This window comes from Virgibacillus dakarensis (assembly GCF_900155625.1).
GTDB classification, from domain to species: domain Bacteria; phylum Bacillota; class Bacilli; order Bacillales; family Amphibacillaceae; genus Lentibacillus_C; species Lentibacillus_C populi.
Genome location: NZ_LT732553.1, coordinates 464941 through 484812, shown reverse-complemented (window position 1 = coordinate 484812; position 19872 = coordinate 464941). Strand labels below are relative to the sequence as shown.

Sequence of the window (19872 nt, the reverse complement as noted above, 5' to 3'; positions counted from 1 at the left end):
AGTGATGTAGGAGGAGTAATGTTATCTTTTCATAAAAAAGGACCCGCAAAATGCAGGTCCTATCATATGTATTATTTTATTCTCCTTGCTGAGCAGGATCACCATAAAGTTCTTCTAACGGTTTCGTGATAATCCGGCTAACATCGTTAATAACCAGATTCAACCGCTGCTCCTGTTCCATTAATTTGGAAATATCACCATGCTGCTGCACAAGTTCAACAACTTTCCGTGCTTGCTCAACCTCTTCTTCTGAAATTTCCTCACCTTGCATTTGCTTTTCTTGAAGTTCCATCTGTGTGTTACGAAAATTATCAAACATTTGCTTGGCCGATGCATCATTCATTACTACTTCGTAAGCTTCTTTCAAATCGTTGAATTCATCGCTTTCCCGAATCGCTTTTTCCAAATCGTAAGCACTATCGTAAATATTAGGCAATGTGCTTCCTCCTTTATTTTTTACTAAAACAACTATAACAGACGAATAACCTCATGTATACCATTTCAAGGAATTGTATAAATTTATGCAATCCTTTTCCCCTATTAATGCTATAATAAAAACAAACATACCATCATTGCAAAAGAGGATTTTTTATGATTAAAAAATTACAAGCTATCTTCCCGTCTCTCACTGCCTTAGCAGATGCAAACCATGTTGATAAAAACACATATAAGTGGTTTATTACCGCTGAAAATGAGGTTATTGGCATTAAAAAGCATGAATTAACCGAAAAAAATACGTTGCTGTTATCCGCTTTTTTAACACCTTATAAAACTTGGCTGCCACAGAAGACGTTGAAGGAGCAGCAATGGACACAGATTATCGAAAATAATGAACCCCCGGATGATAGTAAAAATATAAATGCGTACAGATTTATTTACTTCTGCTTTCCCCTGAACAAACTGGAGCCAAGTGCTTTCAAAGAAGCGATTCATGCGATTTTTACACGAGAAGTGCCGATTTTGTGGGAAAATGAACATTCCGGAATTATCATTGAGGAAAAACCTGAAACTATTTCCTATGAACAAATTGTCGAAGTGCTGATGAGTGATTTATACGTAAAAATTAACTTTTATGTTGGGTCATACTGTTCTGACCTAAGAATGGCAAGGCAATATTACCAAACTGTCCTGACAGATGGCAAAATTGTATTAGAACAAACTGGAAAGGCCGTCGTTTCCTGTATTGATGCAATTCCATACTTATTTATAGATCGAACAGACCATGACTTTCTCGTAAACATCCCGGAAATTGTCTTAAAAGAGGTCATCGATGACGATCAATTATTACAGACAATTGAAACATTTATCCACTGCAATTTAAATATCTCGATCACGGCCAAGAAATTATACCTGCACCGGAACAGCTTGCAATACCGTGTTGACAAATTTATTGAAAAAACCGGAATCGATATCCGGCAATTTCATCAGGCTATGACAGTACAGCTTGCGTTGCTTGCTAAAAAATACATGGACTAGCAAGCATGCACAAAACCCTTGTAAATCTTTGTGCATGTTTACCGTTTTCTTTTAGGCAGCCATTGTATACAATAATATTAAAAGGGCTTACATTGGGGGAATAAAAATGGCTGAGTTACGTTTAGAACATATTCAAAAATCATATGACAAAAAGACAACTGCGGTAGATGACTTTAATCTACATATACAGGATAAGGAATTTATCGTTTTTGTCGGTCCATCAGGCTGTGGAAAATCTACAACATTACGGATGATTGCCGGACTGGAGGAAATCACAGGCGGAGAATTATACATTGATGACAAGAAAATGAACGATGTTGCACCAAAAGACCGTGACATCGCGATGGTTTTCCAAAATTACGCATTATATCCACACATGAACGTCTATGATAATATGGCATTTGGCTTGAAGCTGCGCAAATTTAAAAAGGACGAAATTAAACAGCGCGTGGATAACGCTGCTCGAATTTTAGGTCTGGAAGCTTATTTGGATCGGAAACCAAAAGCACTATCTGGTGGTCAACGGCAGCGTGTTGCGTTAGGTCGTGCGATTGTCCGGGATGCGAAAGTGTTTTTAATGGACGAACCATTATCCAACCTGGACGCGAAGCTTCGCGTGCAAATGCGTGCCGAAATTCAAAAACTGCACCAGCGACTGCAAACGACAACAATCTATGTTACCCATGACCAAACAGAGGCTATGACAATGGCGACAAGGCTTGTTGTCATGAAAGACGGCATTATCCAGCAGGTTGGTGCACCAAAAGATGTCTATGACAACCCGGAAAATATGTTTGTTGGCGGATTTATCGGATCTCCATCAATGAACTTCCTTACTGGCAAGCTGAAAGACGGATTATTTGAATTAGGAGATGTAAAAATTAAAGTTCCGGAGGGTAAAATGAAGATCCTGCGTGAACAAGGCTTTACGAATAAAGATATTGTATTAGGAATTCGCCCGGAAGATATTCATGATGAACCAGTATTTATTGATGCCACACCAGATACGAAAATTACAGCAACGATTGATGTTGCTGAACTAATGGGGGCAGAATCATACCTGTACTCGAAAGTTGGGGAACAGGACTTCATTGCCCGTGTTGATTCCCGTTCAGACATAAATGGCGGCGAACGAATCGATTTAGCGTTTGATATGAATAAAGTGCACTTCTTTGACCCGGAAACAGAACTGCGAATCCGCTAATTGCCGATTTCCGGGTGAAAAACGCTCACCAAAAGCAGAGTTTCTATTGCTATCAAAAATTTCATGTATAGTTTCCTGATTTCCAGTAAATAATACCACCAAAATTATAGAGGGATGCCGTAATTGACATCCCTCTTATGATAGTGAGCTTTTTACTCACCGCAGCCATCATTATTGTGGTTGTTGTCCTTGCATTTGTTGTTGTGCAGCTGTTACAAGACGTTTTGTGATTTCTCCACCAACGGAACCGTTAGCACGAGAAGTAGTATCAGCGCCTAAGTTAACACCAAATTCCTGAGCAATTTCTGTTTTCATTTGGTCAAGTGCTTGTTGTACGCCAGGTACAACTAATTGGTTTGAATTGTTGTTGTTAGCCATGTCTTTCACCTCCTGTAACCATATTGTCTGCACTTCTACAAAACTTATCACAGATTTTCACTGGTAAATTGTGCTTGCAATTTGAGTAACTATCGGAGTATAGACAGGCTCATTTTGTATTCAACAGAGAAAGCCCATCCAATTCAAACTCGGATGAGCTTTTTATAATAGTCAAAAACGGATTCCCTTTGGAGAAATCGGCTGCTACTTACCGATCAGCTGATCTCCAACTTCTACTTAGGATGTGTCATTTCTTTCGGATTTACATATTGGTCAAATTCCTCTTCTGTTAACAATCCCAGTTTTACTGCTGTTTGCTTTAAAGTGGCATTATCACGGAATGCGGTTTTCGCTATTTTGGCTGCATTTTCATAGCCAATATGCGGATTCAATGCTGTAACAAGCATTAATGAGTCGGTTAAATAGTTATCAATTTGTTCTTGATTTGGTTCGATTCCTTGGGCGCAACGTTCATCAAAGGAAAGCATGCTGTCCGCTAATAGTTGACTTGACTGTAAAAAGTTGTATGCAATCACAGGCTTGAATACATTTAATTCAAAATTCCCTTGGCTTGCTGCAAAACCAATTGTTGCATCATTTCCCATTACTTGTACTGCAACCATTGTCACAGCTTCAGATTGGGTAGGATTTACTTTACCAGGCATAATAGAACTTCCCGGTTCATTAGCTGGAATCGTCAGTTCACCAATTCCACACCGTGGACCACTTGCCAGCCAGCGAACATCATTAGCAATTTTCATTAGATCGGCGGCCAATCCTTTTAACGCACCATGCGCGTAAACAGTCTCATCATGACTCGTTAATGCATGGAATTTGTTTGGTGCAGAAATAAAGTTTTTCCCTGTCACTTCATTAATAGCCGTACATACTTTTTCTGAAAAATCCGGGTGTGTATTAAGACCAGTACCGACCGCTGTTCCGCCAATTGCCAATTCCTTTAAATGATGCAAGCTTTCTGTAATCATTGTTTCTGATTTCTCAAGCATGCGGTGCCAGCCACTAATTTCCTGCCCTAACGTTAATGGAGTCGCATCCTGTAAGTGAGTCCGGCCAATTTTCACTATATCCTGAAATGCATCCATTTTTACTTTTAACGTATCTTTAAGTGCATGTAATGCCGGAAGTACAACATCTTCTAATTTTAACACCGCAGCAATATGCATAGCAGTTGGGTACGTATCATTTGAGCTTTGTGATTTATTTACATCATCATTCGGATGAAGTTTCAGTTCACTTCCCTGCTCGCCTAGCCACTTGTTTCCAACATGTGCGATTACTTCGTTTACATTCATGTTCGATTGGGTGCCACTTCCAGTTTGCCAAACGACTAATGGAAAATGCTCGTCCAGTTCGCCCGCAACAACAAGATCCGCTGCATAAGCGATTGCTTCCGCTTTTTGTTTCTCCATTAAGCCCAATTCACTGTTTGCCCTGGCAGCACTTTTCTTTAAAATCGCAAACGCCTGGACAATCTCGAGCGGCATTTTTTGACCGCCAATAGGAAAGTTTTGCTTACTCCGCTGCGTCTGTGCTCCCCAATATTTATCAGCAGGTACTTGAACCTCCCCTAGTGTATCTTTTTCAATACGATATTCCATAAGTGTAGCCTCCTATGTAAACCTTTTACTATCACCTTCTATTTTAGTATAGCACTTGTTACAAAACAATTTATTTGTAGAGGATGTTCAAAAAGTCCGGTAAAAATGACGCATCGAATTTCTTCCTTGGCGGAAGGGGATCTTCTGCTAAAACCGCCCACGACAATCGCCAACAGCAGAAGTCAGCACGTCCTGTGCAAGCCCGCTCCTCATGTACCTTTTTATGTACACTCCGGTGCTCAAAGCTACGCCGCCTCGAACTTCTCGGTCCTTTTTATCCTCCTTTTTGACCACGCATTTGTAACGAAAATCTGAACGATGCTGAATTGGCACAAAATTGTCCAAGCTTTTTTTACCAATTTGCTTGATATGTCTTTTATAATATAACTAACCACACACAACATCGAAGTCTTAAGAAAAGCGCAAGCGCCCGTTTAGCAACGTACAAACTGGAGCACTCCGCAATGAGATAAAGGAAACACGGTGAGCTGGAAGCGAACCGATGTTGACTTATCGTAGTGAAGGAGTGTGAAGTTTGCTAGTTGCTGGGCGCTGGAGCTAGACATGGCCAACTCTGACGCAATCAGAATAGAGCCTAAATTTTTATACTTTCTTTACCGATCAAAAAATCGAGGGGGGGAATTTCGATGCCGAATACTTGGACACACATATTGTTTTGTGAAGATGTTGTCGATTCAATTGAAAATCCAACTCCATTTTCAAACGATGAGGCATATATGAAGCTTGGTGCACAAGGTCCGGATCCATTTTTTTACTATAATTTTTGGCCATGGATCAAGGAAGAATCGGTACATGATATCGGCATGGCTTTACACACAAAACATTGTGGCGATTTTTTAATGGATTTGATTAGCTCAGCTAAAGTGATGAAATCTCATGTACAGGCTTATGTGTTCGGATTTGTCACCCATCACATTTTGGACAGAAATACACATCCATATATCCATTACCGGGCAGGTTATAAAGGGAACGATCACCAGCGGCTGGAAATATTGATTGACACATTAATGATGGAAAAATATCATCATTTAAAAACATGGAAAGCACCCGTGTATAAAGAAATTGATGTTGGGCATTCATTAGACAAGGACATTGTGGAGCTGCTTGATAAGACAATTCGTGCGTACTACCCGGTTGTAAAACAAGTAACCGGAAATTATATTCAAAAGTCCTATAGAGATATGAAATTGGCGTTAAAGTTATTGGCGGATCCTTATGGCTGGAAAAATGCACTATTTAAATCACTTGTCTCAGCCTACTCCCATCAGCCAGTTAAAACGGATACAGACTATTTGAATTTAAACGGAACAACATGGCGCCATCCTGCCACAAATGATCCCAGTACCAAAACGTTTATTGACCTTTATGAGCAAGGACGTGCAGAAGGGGTGGAAATAATGACTTTAATCGTCAGTTACTGGCAGGATCGTAATATAGATACAAAACAAAAGATTGCCGATTTAATCGGTAACATCTCTTATGATACCGGTAAAGCTCTATCATTAAACTTGGAAAACAAATATAGTGACCCAATCGTGTAATGACAAAGCGCGCATAGAAATAGCCGGTTACCATGTCATATAACCGGCTGTTCGCGTCATCTTACCTTGGTTTTACCTCCACTTTTTCTACAGGAGTTGTATGCCTCCCGAGCCTCTTCAACGCCTTTTTCGATATTCACAAATCGTAACAGGATAATTCCTACAATAAAGAAGAAAACAAGTGAAACAATTGCCAGTCTGCTTGAACCTGTCAGCTGACCGACCAGCCCAAATAAAAACGGACCGAAAATCGCAGCAAATTTTGATGAGATCCCGTAAAATCCGAAGAACTCCGCATGTTTATCCTCCGGTACCATGCGACCGTAAATCGATCTGCTTAATGACTGGGCACCACCTTGGACGATTCCTACACAAATCGCCAGTAAGTAAAAATGCAGTGCGGATGACATAAAGTAACCGAGGATGACAATCCCCATATACGCGTACAGTGTAATATATAATGCCTTTTTAGCGGTAATTTTTTTCGCCAGCCAGCCAAAGAAAAAGGTACAGGGAATGCCGACAAATTGAGTAATTAACAATGCTGCAATTAATGCATTGGCATCAATCCCGATATCCCGCCCGTAAATTGTCGCCATTTTGATGATCGTTGAGATACCATCATTGTACATCCAGAAAGCCAACAAAAAGATTAATAAGTGCTTATACTGTTTAATCTCTCTAAACGTTGAGGTAACCCTGGCAAAGCCAATTTTCATATAGGATTGATTACGTTTAACGGCAGTCTTTTTCTCTTCTCGAATATTTTTAAAAAGCGGCAAGGAAAAAATAAACCACCAGACCCCAACCGTAGCAAACGACACCTGGCTTGCGACGGTTGCATTTGGCATTCCGAACCATTGATATTTTAAAATCATCAGAATATTAATCGCGAGCAGGACTCCCCCGCCTATGTAGCCAACTGCAAATCCACCTGACGATACTTTATCAATATCCTCTTCATCGGCAATTTCCAGTAAAAATGCATCATAAAAAATATTAGCGCTTGAAAACCCGATCGTGCCGACAATTAATAGGATAGATGCAAACAGGTAGTCGCCTTCTCCAACAAAGGCAAGCAAAACACTTGCAATAATCCCCATATAAGCAAAAAAACGTAAAAATTTTTTCTTAGCTGCTGAATAGTCACTAATTGCCCCTAAAAACGGAGCCAGCACCGCGACAATTAAGACAGCGATCGACTGGGAGTACCCCCAATAGCTCGTCGCCAGCGATTCCTTAAGTCCGACGGCTGCGACATCGTAATAAAACACTGGTAATACGGCAGCCATAATGGTTGTGGCAAAAGCTGAATTACCGAAGTCATACAGCATCCAGCTAATTACTGTTTTTTTATTTTTCATCTGATTCGAAACACCTCTCTTCTATACCAGCATATCAGAAAGGACAACGAAATAGGACAATATTTTAAAAAATTTTATCCATGACAAAAGTACTATATTCACTATATTTGCTTTAAAAAAAGCCCCACCTACCTCAGGTGAAGCTAATTTACTCAAATCTATTCCCAAATAAAATGCTTATATTCTTCACTTAACTTTATAAATTCCGTTTTATTTCCTTCATCAATCGATTTGTTGATAGCAGCTTCCAATTGTGCTTTATTCCAGTTAAAACATAATTCATCGAGTAATAACCTGGACGATAGCTTCAATTCATACGGGATTTCCCGTTTAGCATGCAGAAGGTTGCCATCATATCGATAATAGCGGTAGACTACTTTCTGTTTTTTCATGGAACACAGCCCCTTTGTTCCTTTTTTCTATTATCCCAAATTTTGTGAATAATTTCAAGTAAAAAGATGCAAGTTTCTAGAGGATAAAGTCCAAACTTTATTCAGGGTGGTTTTCGATGCACTGGACGTTACAACAGGGCAGGCGTACTTAGCCTGCCTGCTCCACTAAACGTTAGTGGAACCAATCGGAACTTTACGATGCTGGACCCCCTTATCTTCCTCTATTCTTTTGCACATTTGAAGAGGGATATCGTACTGCGTTTTTCGGAAATTCTTATTCTTTCTACATTCTTTTGCAGACTTAGAAATGCCGTTAAAGCGGGGTAAACTCGAGTTCCATTACCAAATCTTATCCTGGAGAAAGATTTCTATTCGAACTCTGTCACCAGATAAATATCCTTTTTCAAATCTTTACTACATGAAACTTACTTTACATGAATCAATACATATAACCAGGCGCTTGAATGTTTCTCTAGACCCAACACATACTACTTTGATAGACTGTTTAAGAAATATAGATGCTAACAAAGTAACATACTCAAGACGGAGGAAATTGTTAATGAATCATGCAAACGACCTCAAAAAAGGAGAAAAAGGAGCCTGGATAAGTATTGCCGCCTACCTTTTTTTAGCTGTAACAAAATTAGTCATTGCTTCCATCGGCCAATCAGAAGCGTTACGTGCTGATGGATTAAATAATTCAACTGATGTGATCGCCTCCATTGCTGTTCTTGTTGGGTTAAAAATCTCCCGAAAGCCTCCTGATGAAGATCACCATTATGGACATTACCGTGCTGAAACAATTGCATCATTATTCGCCGCATTTATCATGATGACAGTCGGCCTGCAAGTTATTTTTGATACATGCAAAAAAATGATTTACGGCCATACCGTACAGCCTGATATGCTAACAGCCTGGACAGCAATTGGGGCTGCGATTATTATGTTTCTCGTTTATCGTTATAATGCCAAGCTTGCTAAGAAAGTTCAAAGCAGCTCCCTTCATGCGGCGGCACAGGATAACCGATCTGATGCACTCGTTAGTATTGGAGCTTTTATCGGTATCATTGGAGCACAATTCGGTTTATTCTGGCTGGATCCGCTGGCAGGTTTTCTTGTAGGTATTATTATCTGTAAAACGGCTTGGGAAATTTTCAAGGATTCTACACTAACACTTACCGATGGCTTTGATGAAAAACAATTGATGAAAGTAAAGGCAAGTATTGCGAAAGTTGCTGAGGTGAAAGAAGTTTACGATGTTAAAGGCCGGATTCACGGAAATCAAGCTTTTATAGACATCACAATTTTGGTCGACCCAAATCTTAACGTAAAGGAAAGCCATGATATAACTGAGCGGATTGAACGATTTTTAGCCGAAAAACATAACATTTCATACGCCCATATCCATATTGAGCCATATCCAAAAAAACATGATTAGAGCATACCGGTTTTCTTTTTTGTGAGAGAACCAGTATGCTTATTTCGTTTTGTTCATAAGATTAGAAACTTCGTGCCTAAAACAGGAACTTTCCATAATACGTATTTTTAGCATCAAGCTTTATTCCAGCTTGCCAGCAGTTGTTCAATACTTTCCCAGCCATATGCCGTTTCCTGGTAAGTTCCTTCACCAATTGTCGTTTTCTCCTCGCCAACAGGTTTTGCATCATATCGCTTATAAAACCTGCTTGAAGGATTCTGTGTTAGTACCCAAACAAGCAGTGATTGATAGCCATGTTCCTTCATTTCTTCGGCAAAGGCTCGTAACAGCATCGCACCTAACCCTTTACGCTGATATTCAGGCAATAAATAAATCGTATAAATCTCACTATCATAATTAAACCGTTTCGTTCGTTCTGGTCCGCCCGAAACGAAACCCACTGTTTTTCCATCAGTCTGTATAACAAACGTACATTGTTCCTTTTTCTGCATTCGTAATACCGCTTCCCATAATGTTTTGCGATTTTCGTATGTAATATTGGATAAATCCTTCTCATCAACCAAATCAGTATACGTATTCTTCCAGCTTGTAACATGAATATTCGCAATTGCCTCTGCATCAGCATAACTCGCTCTTCTAATTGAAAACATATACTTTCGCCCCCTGCTGTTGTTCAACTTCTATTTCTCTATATAATGGCAAAAAGAAACACGGTAATAATTGCACCAATAACAACTAAAATAACGTTCAGTCCAATATATCCCAGTATAATTGCAACAACCCCGCCAATAATCCCCACGTGTGGTTCCCCGGCTTTGACTGACATAATTCCCGGAAAAATAAGTGCACCCAAGGCGGCATACGGAACAGCATTTAACCAGCGATTCGCCCAATCCGGAAAATGTACTTTATCGACAATATACGCCGGAATCATTCTTGGGATCATCGTTACTAGTGACATACCAATAATAATAGCAACAATCATGACTGATCCCCCTTTAGCAAATAAATCCCGCTTAACCCGCCTAAAACAGTCCCAAACACAATTGCCCAGCCATCACTCATGAACTGAGTACATATTGTATTAATTAGCATAGCAATAATGGCAATTAGCCCAACCTTTATTTCCTTTTTTACCGACGGGACCAAGAGACCGATAAACATCGCATATAAAGCGATTCCCATGCTTTGGCTAAGTTTTTCCGGGATGATTTCGCCAAGTACTCCACCTAAAAATGAGCCAAATACCCATGAAAAATAGGCCGTTACGATCAAAGCTGTATAAAAAAGTGCTCCTTTTTCCACTTTTGCTTCTTTCGGGTGTAACGATGACACAGCAAACGTTTCATCGGTCAACCCTAATGATAAAGGAACTTTCCAGTTTAGTCCAATGCCCCGTAATCGGTTCATAAATGATAGGCTCATTACAAAATGGCGGAAATTAAGTACGAATGTCGCTACAATAATTTCCACCGCCCCAGCCCCGACGGCGATCATGTTAGCTCCCATAAATTGACTAGCACCAGCGAATACAAGTACACTCATCATCGTTAATTCTACGAGTGACATCCCCGCACTTTTAGCTAATACACCATATGTAATTGCAATTGGCAAATAGCCAAGCATGATCGGAAAGCCAACCGCTATCCCTTTTTTAATCATATGTATTGCCTGTGACGTGTCTTTTTTCTCTATCGTGTTTGTCACCATCTTCTTGTGTCCCCCTGCTTAGAAAATTGAAGTTATTATAACTGATATTTTACACGTTAAAAAGTATTTGGTCTCAAAAAAAATATATTGACAGGCTGCATGTTTTAGATGTATATTCAAAATTAATACTTTACAGATGAATATTTATCCGTGAATGCGAAGTAAAATCTTTCTAAAGCAGTAATAGAGACAGAGCGTCTGGTGCAAGCTCTGGCAGGAGGGATTTGAATTACACATTCAGGCTTAACGGATCTTTTTAGACAAGAGGATGATTTGCAACAGATCATCAATCAGGGTGGTACCGCGGAGACAAGCTTCGTCCCTATTTTGGGATGAAGCTTTTTCATAAGTAAAGAAAGTATAAAAATTCAGGCTCTATTCTGCTTACGTCCGAGTTGGCCATGTCCAGCTCCAGCGCCCAGCAACTAGCAAACTTCACACTCCTTCACTACGATAAGTCAACATCGGTTCGCTTCCAGCTCACCGTGTTTCCTTTATCTCATTGCGGAGTGCTCCAGTTTGTACGTTGCTAAACGGGCGCTTCCGCTTTTCTTATATTCATCAAAAGGTTCTAAACATTTAACTAACAAGGAGGTATTTCCATGTTTCCAGTCAGCCCCAAGCATAACCCGTCAATTGGGGAGTCCATTTTTTTCTTTATTGTTATCATCGGATTGATCAGTTATTTCATCATCAAACTTGAAACAGTACCACATGTTCCAATCATATTGGGTATCTTTTTTCTTGTAGCATACGGATTGATCAGACGTATTCCGTTTAAAGATCTTGAGGAGGGAATGATTTTTGGCGCCAAATCTGGAATGGGTGCAATCTTTTTATTTATATTAATTGGTGTATTAATTAGCAGTTGGATGATAAGTGGTACGATCCCCGCACTAATCGATACTGGTTTTCGTTTTGTTGGCGGGTCCTGGTTTTATGCTATTGTTTTTGCTATTACAGCAATCGTCGGCGTCTCACTTGGTAGTTCGCTTACAACGACTGCAACAATTGGTGTTGCTTTTATCGGTATGGCAAGTGCACTCGATGCCTCCCTCGCGATTACCGCCGGTGCAATTGTTTCGGGTGCATTTTTCGGCGATAAAATGTCACCATTATCCGATACAACAAATTTAGCGTCAACCATTGTCCAGGTAGATTTATTTGAACACATTAAACACATGAGCCTAACGACGATCCCGGCATTTATCATTACGTTTATTTTATTTGCTGTGCTATCACCAAACAGAGATGTCCCGGTACAAAATGTTACGGCATACCAGGATGCTTTAGCTTCAACAAATTTAATTCATTGGACATCATGGCTGCCGCTTGCTGTTTTAATTATTTGTACGATCTTTAAAACACCTGCGTTCATCGCCCTGGCGCTAAGCAGTTCGCTTGCAACATTGTTAGCAAGCTTAACGAACCATATCTCAGGATCAGAAATCTGGAATATATGGTTTAATGGTTTTACTGCGGAAACAGATTTTCAGCCGGTTAATGAATTGTTGACAAAAGGCGGCATCAATAGCATGCTGTTTACCGTTTCACTTGTAATTTTAGCATTGGGGTTTGGTGGATTATTATTTGTCACGGGCATCATTCCGTCGATTTTAAATACATTTAAGGAAAAACTGAAAAAAGTTCGTACTGTCATTATTTCGACCGCTGCAACGGCGATTGGGGTCAATGTTTTAATTGGCGAGCAGTATCTGTCCATTTTATTAACCGGGGAAACGTATAAAGGGATTTATCAAAAAGCCGGCCTTCCCAATAAAGTATTATCACGGACATTGGAAGATGCTGGTACAGTCATTAATCCGCTTGTACCATGGAGTGTCTGTGGCGTGTTTATTGCAGATGTACTTGGTGTACCGGTGCTAACGTATTTGCCGTTTGCTTTCTTTTGTCTACTGAGTCCAGTTATTACAGTTCTTTTTGGCGGGAGACGGATAAAGGGTTGATGCTTCCGTTCTCGGGTTGATGTTTTTGCCCTCGGGTCGATGGTCTTGCCCTAGGGTTGAATGCTCTCGCCCTTGGGTTAATGTTCTCACCCTCGGGGCGAATGCTCCTTCCCCCGAGTTGATGCTCTTACTCTAGGGTTGATGTTCTCACCCCTCGGGGCGAATGCAGCGATGTTCTCCCTAATGTGGCGCTAGTCTCCCCGTACAACAAGAAAATGCTGACGAGGTTCAGCAGCCTCAGTCAGCTTTTCATCAATTTATCAATTTATCAAGCTTCCGCAACCCTTCCAGCAACCTAGGAGAGGGCCGGCAATATAATGACTCCTCCATTACGTGAATTTTCCCTTGCCGAACAGCCTTCATCGTATCCCAGCCAGGACGCTTCATCACTAGTTCCGGGCGCATTTTTTCTTCCTTGACCCCCACCCACACCATACAAATGTGGTCTGGGTTCCGCTCTTTAACATCATCCCAGTCGGTTTGAAAACTCGCGACATCTTCTGTATCAAAAATATTGCGGGCACCGGCAAGCTGGCTGAGTTCAGTTAGCCAATTAACTTTCCCCGGAGTGAAGATCGGCTTTGGCCACCATTCCCAGTAAAGTTCAGGCCTATCATGGTTAAATTGAGGCCTCTCCTGGAAATAATTTATTTCATGACGGAAAGTCTCCGCTTTTTCAAGACCAAGTTCTGGAAGATTCAAGGCTTCCCCTACCGTTTGGATATCGCCCGCTATTTCCTCGAGTGAATTTGGATTTAGCGTAATATACGGGAGCCCTTGTTTCTTAAGTGCATCAATATTTTTTCCCATCCCCGGGACACTAAGGGATGCCAATACAAGATCAGGATCGAGTTCGGCGACTTTGTCCATGTTGATGGATAGATCAGGCCCCAATTTCGGAAGGTTGGACACTTCGTCAGGCCAATCCGAAAAATTATCAACACCGACTAATAGATCCGTCTTTCCTAAATAAGCAACAATTTCCGTGTTACTGGGGCAGATTGAGACGACACGCATTCCGCCACCTCCTCCGTATTTGGACAACAACATAGCTGATCTGTTCGTCCGTTTATGGTAGTGCTTCGGTTTTCACCAAGCTGTTCTGGTCACTCCAGCCGGCCAAGAGGTTGATGATCGTTTCTTATGCATCCTGTTCCGTCGTAATTAATGGGCCATCTTTTGTAATGACAATGGTATGCTCGTATTGTGCGGAACGTCCGCCGTCGACCGTTCGTGCAGTCCAGTTATTGCTATCCATTTTACTTTGCCAGGCACCTTCATTGATCATTGGCTCAATCGTAACTACCATGCCTTCTTTTAGTCGGAGCCCTTTATTTGGCAAACCAAAGTGCGGGATATGCGGATCTTCATGAATTGTTGGGCCAATGCCATGTCCCGTGAAGTCCCGCACAACGGAAAATCCTTCCCCTTCTGCATAGGTTTGAATCGCATGGCCAATATCACCGATACGGTTACCTGCTTGTGCTTGTTCAATCCCTATATAGAGTGCTGTCTTTGTAACATCCAATAGACGCTTGCCAACCTGATCAATGTTGCCGACCGGGTATGTCCATGCCGAATCCGCTAATCCGCCATTCAGATTTACAACAATATCGATGGTTACAATATCGCCATCGACTAATTTATCGTCACGCGGAAATCCATGGCAAATTTCATCGTTTACGGAAGCGCAAATCGCATACGGATAGCCATTGAACCCTTTTTGTTCCGGTGTTGCACCATGGCGGGCTAAAAATTTCTCGACAAATGTATCAATTTCCATCGTAGTAATTCCAGGCTTGATCATTTTCGCAATTTCTTTGTGGCATTGAACGAGTAAATCCCCGGACTTTTGCATCATTTCAATTTCGCGTTTACTTTTTCTTGTGATCATAACTTTCTTCCTTTCAAACAATTATCTGTATTATACCATTCTGTGATATGGTCTTTGATCATGTGCATAATGATTTACTAAATGCAGGCATTGGAATTCCTGATGTTTTTATGCACCCTAAAGTGTAACATAAATTCTCAATAAATTAAGCATAGATGAATCGAATCGAGGCGAACTCAAGCAGACGATAAAGCGAAACTTCATTCAGAGGAGGGGTCCGACGCACAAGACGTGCTAGTGAAGGCGAAGGCATGCGGACGTGACGGTTTTAGCCTGCCCTTCCTCCCCCACTGAATTAGCCTGAGGCCTACACGATGCGGTCACAAGACGAAGACATAAGGACGTGGCATTTTTAGTCTTCGTTCCTAAAATTGGAGAAGTACGGGCTGTTTATCCCCTCCTTCACATTTTGGTTTACTCAGGCTTAGAGGTAGGGGGTATTACAGCCCGTTAATGCGTGATAAATAATCTATCTCCTCCTTTTGCGGTAACTTTAAACAATGCCCTATCAACCGGCCATTAGCCGATCAAAATATCCATTTTTCACTTATTATCAACTTATAACATAAAAAGGAGAAGCCCATTTCTTTATTAGCCCTTCCATGTCAACACTTTATACATACATTGATAAAAAGGGGAGGTGAAGTTAGTGAGTGAGTATGCTGGAGGTGGAAGCGGCTTTGCACTCATCGTCGTGTTATTTATCCTCTTAATCATTGTAGGTGCCAGTGGCTTTGTTGGCGGCTACGGTGGTGGAGGCGGCTACGGCGGCTATGGCGGTGGCTATGGTGGCGGATTTGGTGGTGGTTGGTGGTAACCAATCACCTGAGATCATTTTTCATAAAGGAGGTGATCTTTCATGAGCTATGGCGGCGGAGGCTATGGTATGGGCTTTGCGTTAATCGTAGTATTGTTCATCCTGCTGATTATTGTTGGAGCAGGTGGATATGTTGGCGGAGGTTATTAATTGTTACGCCGATAAAGAACGTACTAGCGTAAAATTCATTGGATATAGCCTTTAAGTAGTTCTCAGATTTTACAGCTTTTCCATTCATCTTCTTGGACTTAACCAGCAGTCCATTTCTCCATTACCATCAAAAAAGCGAACCTCCGTTTTGTGGCGGAGGTTCGTTTTTTCATAAAGAGATAACCCATTCATATATTTTAAGTTCCTTTGCTTGCACTACTCGCAACCACTTCATACTGTTAACCGACTAAAAATAGTCCTTCACATTGTATATTTTTCCGTTTTCAATACTTTCTTCGTCCGTTAAAATATCTACCAATACTCCACCAACCGCCTCGGTATCCTTTAATAAATCCTTTTTCTTATAGTCGCGAAATGTATCTACTTCAATGAAATCATCTGCTGAACTTGCCCGGATTTTTTCCTGCATCTGTGTATCCATGATTCCTGGGTTAAATGCAATAACCTTGTTTCCGGTCTTTAACTCCTCCTGTTCAAGTGCAACTGCCTGTGTATACATATTGATGCTTGCTTTTGTGCTGCAGTAGGCACTCCAGCCAAAAACAGGCCTTTCTGCCGCACCCGATGTTATGGTGACGCCAATCATCCGCACATCCTGTTCAACTGCTGTTTGCAATAATGAGTTTATTAATACCATTGGTGCAATGGTATTAATCTGTACATGGTACTTGAGATCAGTGTTTTTAATGGATGTCGCCGGTGCAATTGGTTCAAGGACAGCTGCATTGTTTACTATATAAATCGATTCTGGTTCTTCTGCGAAAATTTGGCTGCTAACCCGTTCAACTGTCTCCTCTACCTCTCCAAGTTCTCCTAAATCACAACGATAATGCTGGTATACGACATTATTTTGCTGGGCGCAGGCTATTAACGACTTGTTATGGTTGCGGGAAATACCGATGACGTGAATCCCCGATTCCATAAATAATTTGGCAACTGACTCTCCCAAGCCTCTTGAGACCCCGGTTATCACTGCATATTTCATTTTATATCCCCCCGTTTCATGTAGCGTACTTAGCTATTTTTACCCTTTTCGATTGCAAAGAAAACAGCCAATTTTGAATTACCTTTCAATAACAATTGCTTGACTTCCCATTTGTTTCCATGCCTTTTCAAAACCTTGCTTATCTACCTTTTGGTTCTTCTGGCCGTATGGGTTATTTATATAGACATAGTCTTCATCAAAACCTGTCATGACTACACTATGCACACTATAGGTTACTTCTACTATTCCAGAAGGTGTTTCCCATGCTTCCCAGTCATTTACCGGAACGGAATTCACTGTCGTTATGACCCAGACTGGCATGCCTTCTGTAAGATACTTGTATAGGACATCAATTGGTTCACCTGTGATATCTGCCGTTTTTCCCCCAGCGTATTGTTCGGCAAGTTTTTTTACAGGTCCATGATAAACGGCCAACCCAGGCCCATCCTCCATATTTCCGACAAATCCATCATTGGGGTTTCCTTTCAATCCGTTTCCATATGCTAATGGGACGCGGTCGATTTTTTCAGCCAATTCATTTTTAGATACCTTAATACCATGATAATTTAATACCATTGCCAAACTGCTGACCTCGCACCCATTATACAAACGCGGTGGATCCATCTGATTAATGAGTGGTACATCCAGCGGTTTGATCCTTTTTGGCGCTGCTAATGTAATCGGTTTTTTATCCGTTAATTCACTATATTTCTTTGCTGTCGAACCAGCAGCATTTTCTGTAACTGCCTTTGCTTGGCATGCTGCTAGCAAAACAAGTATGATTAAAAAGTAACTTAACGGCTTATACATAAGTTTCATAGTGGAATTCTCCAACTCCCACTTTAATTAATAGATTAAAATATTTTGTCAGCCGGGTGATCCGCAAAATGCAAGGGGTTTCCCTTTGTTTAACCTCAAATACGCAATTTTCAAAACCTAACTTGACAAATTCCTGGCTTTATGGATAATCGGTTAAAAACCCCTTATTATTCCAATGGAAAATAGACTTTAAACTTACTTTTCCATACTCCCTGCATCAGCCAGCTTCCTTAACCTCCTATTAAGGGAAGCTGTATTCAGGATGTTCAAAAAGCCACCAAATGATAAGCGATGAGCACTAAAGTTGGCAATAGAGGATCTTCTGTTAAAACCTCCTACGTCCTGTGCATGCCCGGTTCCGGGAGCTGCGTGGCCTCGATCTTCAAGACTCAGATTCGGTGACTTTTTTAACACACACTATTACTCATTTATTTCTACCGTATTTCATCCCAGTAGTATGCTAATGTTTCCATTCCTTTTACAAAACTGTCTATTGGGAAACTCTCATTTGGGGAATGCAGGCGATCATCTGGTGTACCAAACCCTAATAGAACAATTGGAATATTGTAGATTGCCTCAATCCATTCCACGACGGGTATGGAGCCACCCATTCTGACGTAGACTGTATCCTTCCCAAATGCCTTTGTATAGCTTTTTGCAGCTTTTTGAATCAGTGGATGATTTGGCTCCACCTTGTAAGCTTTAGCCGAAAGCTTTTCCTTTTTTACATCGACAGTAACACCTGATGGCTTATTTTCTTGAACATGTTGTTCCAGTAGAGTTTGAATTTTTTCCGGATCCTGGCCAGGTACAAGACGACAGGTAATTTTCGCGGTGGCTGACGACGGGATGATGGTTTTCGTTCCTTCTCCTTGATATCCACCATAAATTCCGTTAACTTCAAAAGTTGGACGGCCCATTGTATGTTCTTTGGCTGTATAGCCTTTTTCTGAAACGGTCTCCGTTACGCCGGTTGATGCTTTGTAATCTTCACTCTCTACTTGTTTGATTAATTGCCGTTCACCGTCGTCAAGGGGCTCCACGTCATCATAGAAACCATCCACTGTGATGACTTCTTCTTCGTTTTTCATCGATGCTAAAATATGAGTTAAGGCCATGATTGGATTTCGCACTGCTCCACCATACATACCAGAGTGCAAATCATGATCAGGGCCATTTACCGTAAGTTCGATTCCGGTAAATCCTTTTAATCCATAGAGTATTGTCGGCCGATTTTCAGCAACCATCCCTGAATCCGAAATTACTGCAAAGTCAGCAGCAAACAATTCTTTGTTATCGTGAAGCGTACGATACAAATTCTCACTGCCGATCTCTTCCTCGCCCTCAATACAAACCTTGACATTTAATGGAAGTTTCCCCTCTGTCTTCATGTATGCTTCAAAAACGGCAAGCTGCATAAATACTTGGCCTTTGTCGTCACTGGATCCACGGGCATATAGACGACCATCCCGTATTTCTGGTTTAAACGGATCACTTTTCCATTGGTCAAGTGGATCAACCGGCTGCACATCATAATGGCCATAGAATAGAACAGTTGGTGCATCTGAACCCGCTTGCTTGTATTCTGCAAATACAAGCGGATGTCCGCCAGTTTCCCGCTGTTCTACATGCTCAAAGCCAATATCATTTAAATATGTCTCCAAAAAGCTTGCCGCTTCTCTGACGTCGTTTTTATGTACACTATCTGTGCTGACACTCGGAATCGACAAAAATTGGTTCAATTTTTCCAACAACTGATCATGATGTTCAGTTAGATAACTGATAACTTTTTCACTCATGTACTATTCCTCCAATGTTTTATATTTATTTTAGCATATCATATTTGAATAGATCTGCGCATATTGTTTGGATATGTGTGTGATTTTGTATGGATGCAATTGCTTTACATGTCAGATCAGTGGTCTCCTGCCACGATTCTGGATGATAACATCAACAAAAAAGGGATATTATCAACAATATTAGCAACATACGGAAAACCTCGATATTCCCGAGGTGAAGGACACCAGCCGCTGGGACTGGAGCTGGACATGGCCCCTCTCGACTATCCAGTTATCC

At 41.0% G+C, this 19872-nt stretch carries 19 protein-coding genes and 1 pseudogene; 7 read left to right on the top strand and 13 right to left on the bottom strand.

Annotated elements, in window-relative coordinates:
* Window positions 1-76: 76 nt before the first annotated feature.
* Window positions 77-436, bottom strand: coding sequence for a YlbF family regulator (locus CZ382_RS02430; RefSeq protein WP_088049645.1), 360 nt, complete (start codon window positions 434-436; stop codon window positions 77-79).
* 155 nt (window positions 437-591) lie between these two features.
* Between CZ382_RS02430 and CZ382_RS02425 the strand changes: the two genes are divergently transcribed.
* Both CZ382_RS02425 and CZ382_RS02420 read left to right on the top strand, forming a co-directional pair.
* Window positions 592-1476, top strand: coding sequence for a PucR family transcriptional regulator (locus CZ382_RS02425; RefSeq protein WP_088049644.1), 885 nt, complete (start codon window positions 592-594; stop codon window positions 1474-1476).
* Between the two features lie 106 nt (window positions 1477-1582).
* Entirely contained in the window at window positions 1583-2680 is a 1098-nt protein-coding gene (locus tag CZ382_RS02420; protein WP_088049643.1) for an ABC transporter ATP-binding protein, read from the top strand.
* A gap of 171 nt (window positions 2681-2851) precedes the next feature.
* On the opposite strand, the gene CZ382_RS02415 is transcribed toward CZ382_RS02420, so the two are convergent.
* Window positions 2852-3058: an alpha/beta-type small acid-soluble spore protein gene (locus tag CZ382_RS02415; protein ID WP_088049642.1), complete on the bottom strand. Its 207-nt coding sequence runs from the start codon at window positions 3056-3058 to the stop codon at window positions 2852-2854.
* A gap of 233 nt (window positions 3059-3291) precedes the next feature.
* On the bottom strand, window positions 3292-4677 hold the full coding sequence (fumC, locus tag CZ382_RS02410) for a class II fumarate hydratase (protein WP_088049641.1): 1386 nt from the start codon (window positions 4675-4677) through the stop codon (window positions 3292-3294).
* A gap of 647 nt (window positions 4678-5324) precedes the next feature.
* On the opposite strand from fumC, the gene CZ382_RS02405 reads away from it, so the two are divergent.
* Entirely contained in the window at window positions 5325-6239 is a 915-nt protein-coding gene (locus tag CZ382_RS02405; protein ID WP_088049640.1) for a zinc dependent phospholipase C family protein, read from the top strand.
* A gap of 56 nt (window positions 6240-6295) precedes the next feature.
* Here CZ382_RS02405 and CZ382_RS02400 read toward each other — a convergent pair whose 3' ends face one another.
* Window positions 6296-7603, bottom strand: a complete 1308-nt coding sequence (locus CZ382_RS02400) for an MFS transporter (RefSeq protein WP_088049639.1) — start codon at window positions 7601-7603, stop codon at window positions 6296-6298.
* Window positions 7604-7761: 158 nt separating this feature from the next.
* Window positions 7762-7995 carry an IDEAL domain-containing protein gene (locus CZ382_RS02395; RefSeq protein ID WP_088049638.1) on the bottom strand — a complete coding sequence of 78 codons (234 nt, stop codon included), beginning with the start codon at window positions 7993-7995 and terminating at the stop codon, window positions 7762-7764.
* Between the two features lie 559 nt (window positions 7996-8554).
* Between CZ382_RS02395 and CZ382_RS02390 the strand changes: the two genes are divergently transcribed.
* Window positions 8555-9433 (top strand): cation diffusion facilitator family transporter, encoded by an 879-nt coding sequence (locus tag CZ382_RS02390; protein WP_088049637.1) that lies wholly within the window; start codon window positions 8555-8557, stop codon window positions 9431-9433.
* Window positions 9434-9546: 113 nt separating this feature from the next.
* Here the strand turns inward: CZ382_RS02390 and CZ382_RS02385 are convergent, their stop codons facing one another.
* Genes CZ382_RS02385 through CZ382_RS02375 form a run of 3 tightly spaced genes read right to left on the bottom strand, consistent with a single transcriptional unit; the run spans window position 9547 to window position 11143 of the window.
* Window positions 9547-10083, bottom strand: a complete 537-nt coding sequence (locus tag CZ382_RS02385) for a GNAT family N-acetyltransferase (RefSeq protein ID WP_088049636.1) — start codon at window positions 10081-10083, stop codon at window positions 9547-9549.
* A 38-nt stretch (window positions 10084-10121) separates the two neighbouring features.
* A complete protein-coding gene (locus CZ382_RS02380; protein ID WP_088049635.1) occupies window positions 10122-10418 on the bottom strand; it encodes an AzlD domain-containing protein in 297 nt (98 codons plus the stop codon).
* On the bottom strand, window positions 10415-11143 hold the full coding sequence (locus CZ382_RS02375) for an AzlC family ABC transporter permease (RefSeq protein ID WP_088049634.1): 729 nt from the start codon (window positions 11141-11143) through the stop codon (window positions 10415-10417). Before CZ382_RS02375 ends, CZ382_RS02380 begins: the two co-directional genes overlap by 4 nt.
* 602 nt (window positions 11144-11745) lie before the next feature.
* Here CZ382_RS02375 and nhaC point away from each other — a divergent pair.
* Window positions 11746-13110, top strand: a complete 1365-nt coding sequence (gene nhaC / locus CZ382_RS02370; protein WP_088049633.1) for a Na+/H+ antiporter NhaC — start codon at window positions 11746-11748, stop codon at window positions 13108-13110.
* A gap of 252 nt (window positions 13111-13362) precedes the next feature.
* On the opposite strand, the gene CZ382_RS02365 is transcribed toward nhaC, so the two are convergent.
* Both CZ382_RS02365 and map read right to left on the bottom strand, forming a co-directional pair.
* Window positions 13363-14127, bottom strand: a complete 765-nt coding sequence (locus CZ382_RS02365) for a cobalamin-binding protein (protein ID WP_088049632.1) — start codon at window positions 14125-14127, stop codon at window positions 13363-13365.
* A gap of 124 nt (window positions 14128-14251) precedes the next feature.
* Window positions 14252-15004: a type I methionyl aminopeptidase gene (gene map, locus CZ382_RS02360; RefSeq protein WP_088049631.1), complete on the bottom strand. Its 753-nt coding sequence runs from the start codon at window positions 15002-15004 to the stop codon at window positions 14252-14254.
* Window positions 15005-15653: 649 nt separating this feature from the next.
* Here map and CZ382_RS24110 point away from each other — a divergent pair.
* A pseudogene (locus CZ382_RS24110) lies at window positions 15654-15752 on the top strand (YjcZ family sporulation protein); the annotation flags it as partial.
* 111 nt (window positions 15753-15863) lie between these two features.
* Complete coding sequence (locus tag CZ382_RS23900) at window positions 15864-15971, top strand: YjcZ family sporulation protein (RefSeq protein WP_088049629.1); 108 nt, start codon at window positions 15864-15866, stop codon at window positions 15969-15971.
* Between the two features lie 247 nt (window positions 15972-16218).
* Here the strand turns inward: CZ382_RS23900 and CZ382_RS02345 are convergent, their stop codons facing one another.
* From CZ382_RS02345 to CZ382_RS02330, 3 genes are all read right to left on the bottom strand, one after another.
* Window positions 16219-16977, bottom strand: a complete 759-nt coding sequence (locus CZ382_RS02345; RefSeq protein ID WP_088049628.1) for a (S)-benzoin forming benzil reductase — start codon at window positions 16975-16977, stop codon at window positions 16219-16221.
* A gap of 78 nt (window positions 16978-17055) precedes the next feature.
* A complete protein-coding gene (locus CZ382_RS02340; protein WP_235000377.1) occupies window positions 17056-17796 on the bottom strand; it encodes a C39 family peptidase in 741 nt (246 codons plus the stop codon).
* A 434-nt stretch (window positions 17797-18230) separates the two neighbouring features.
* Window positions 18231-19595 (bottom strand): dipeptidase, encoded by a 1365-nt coding sequence (locus CZ382_RS02330; RefSeq protein WP_088049626.1) that lies wholly within the window; start codon window positions 19593-19595, stop codon window positions 18231-18233.
* Window positions 19596-19872: the final 277 nt, after the last annotated feature.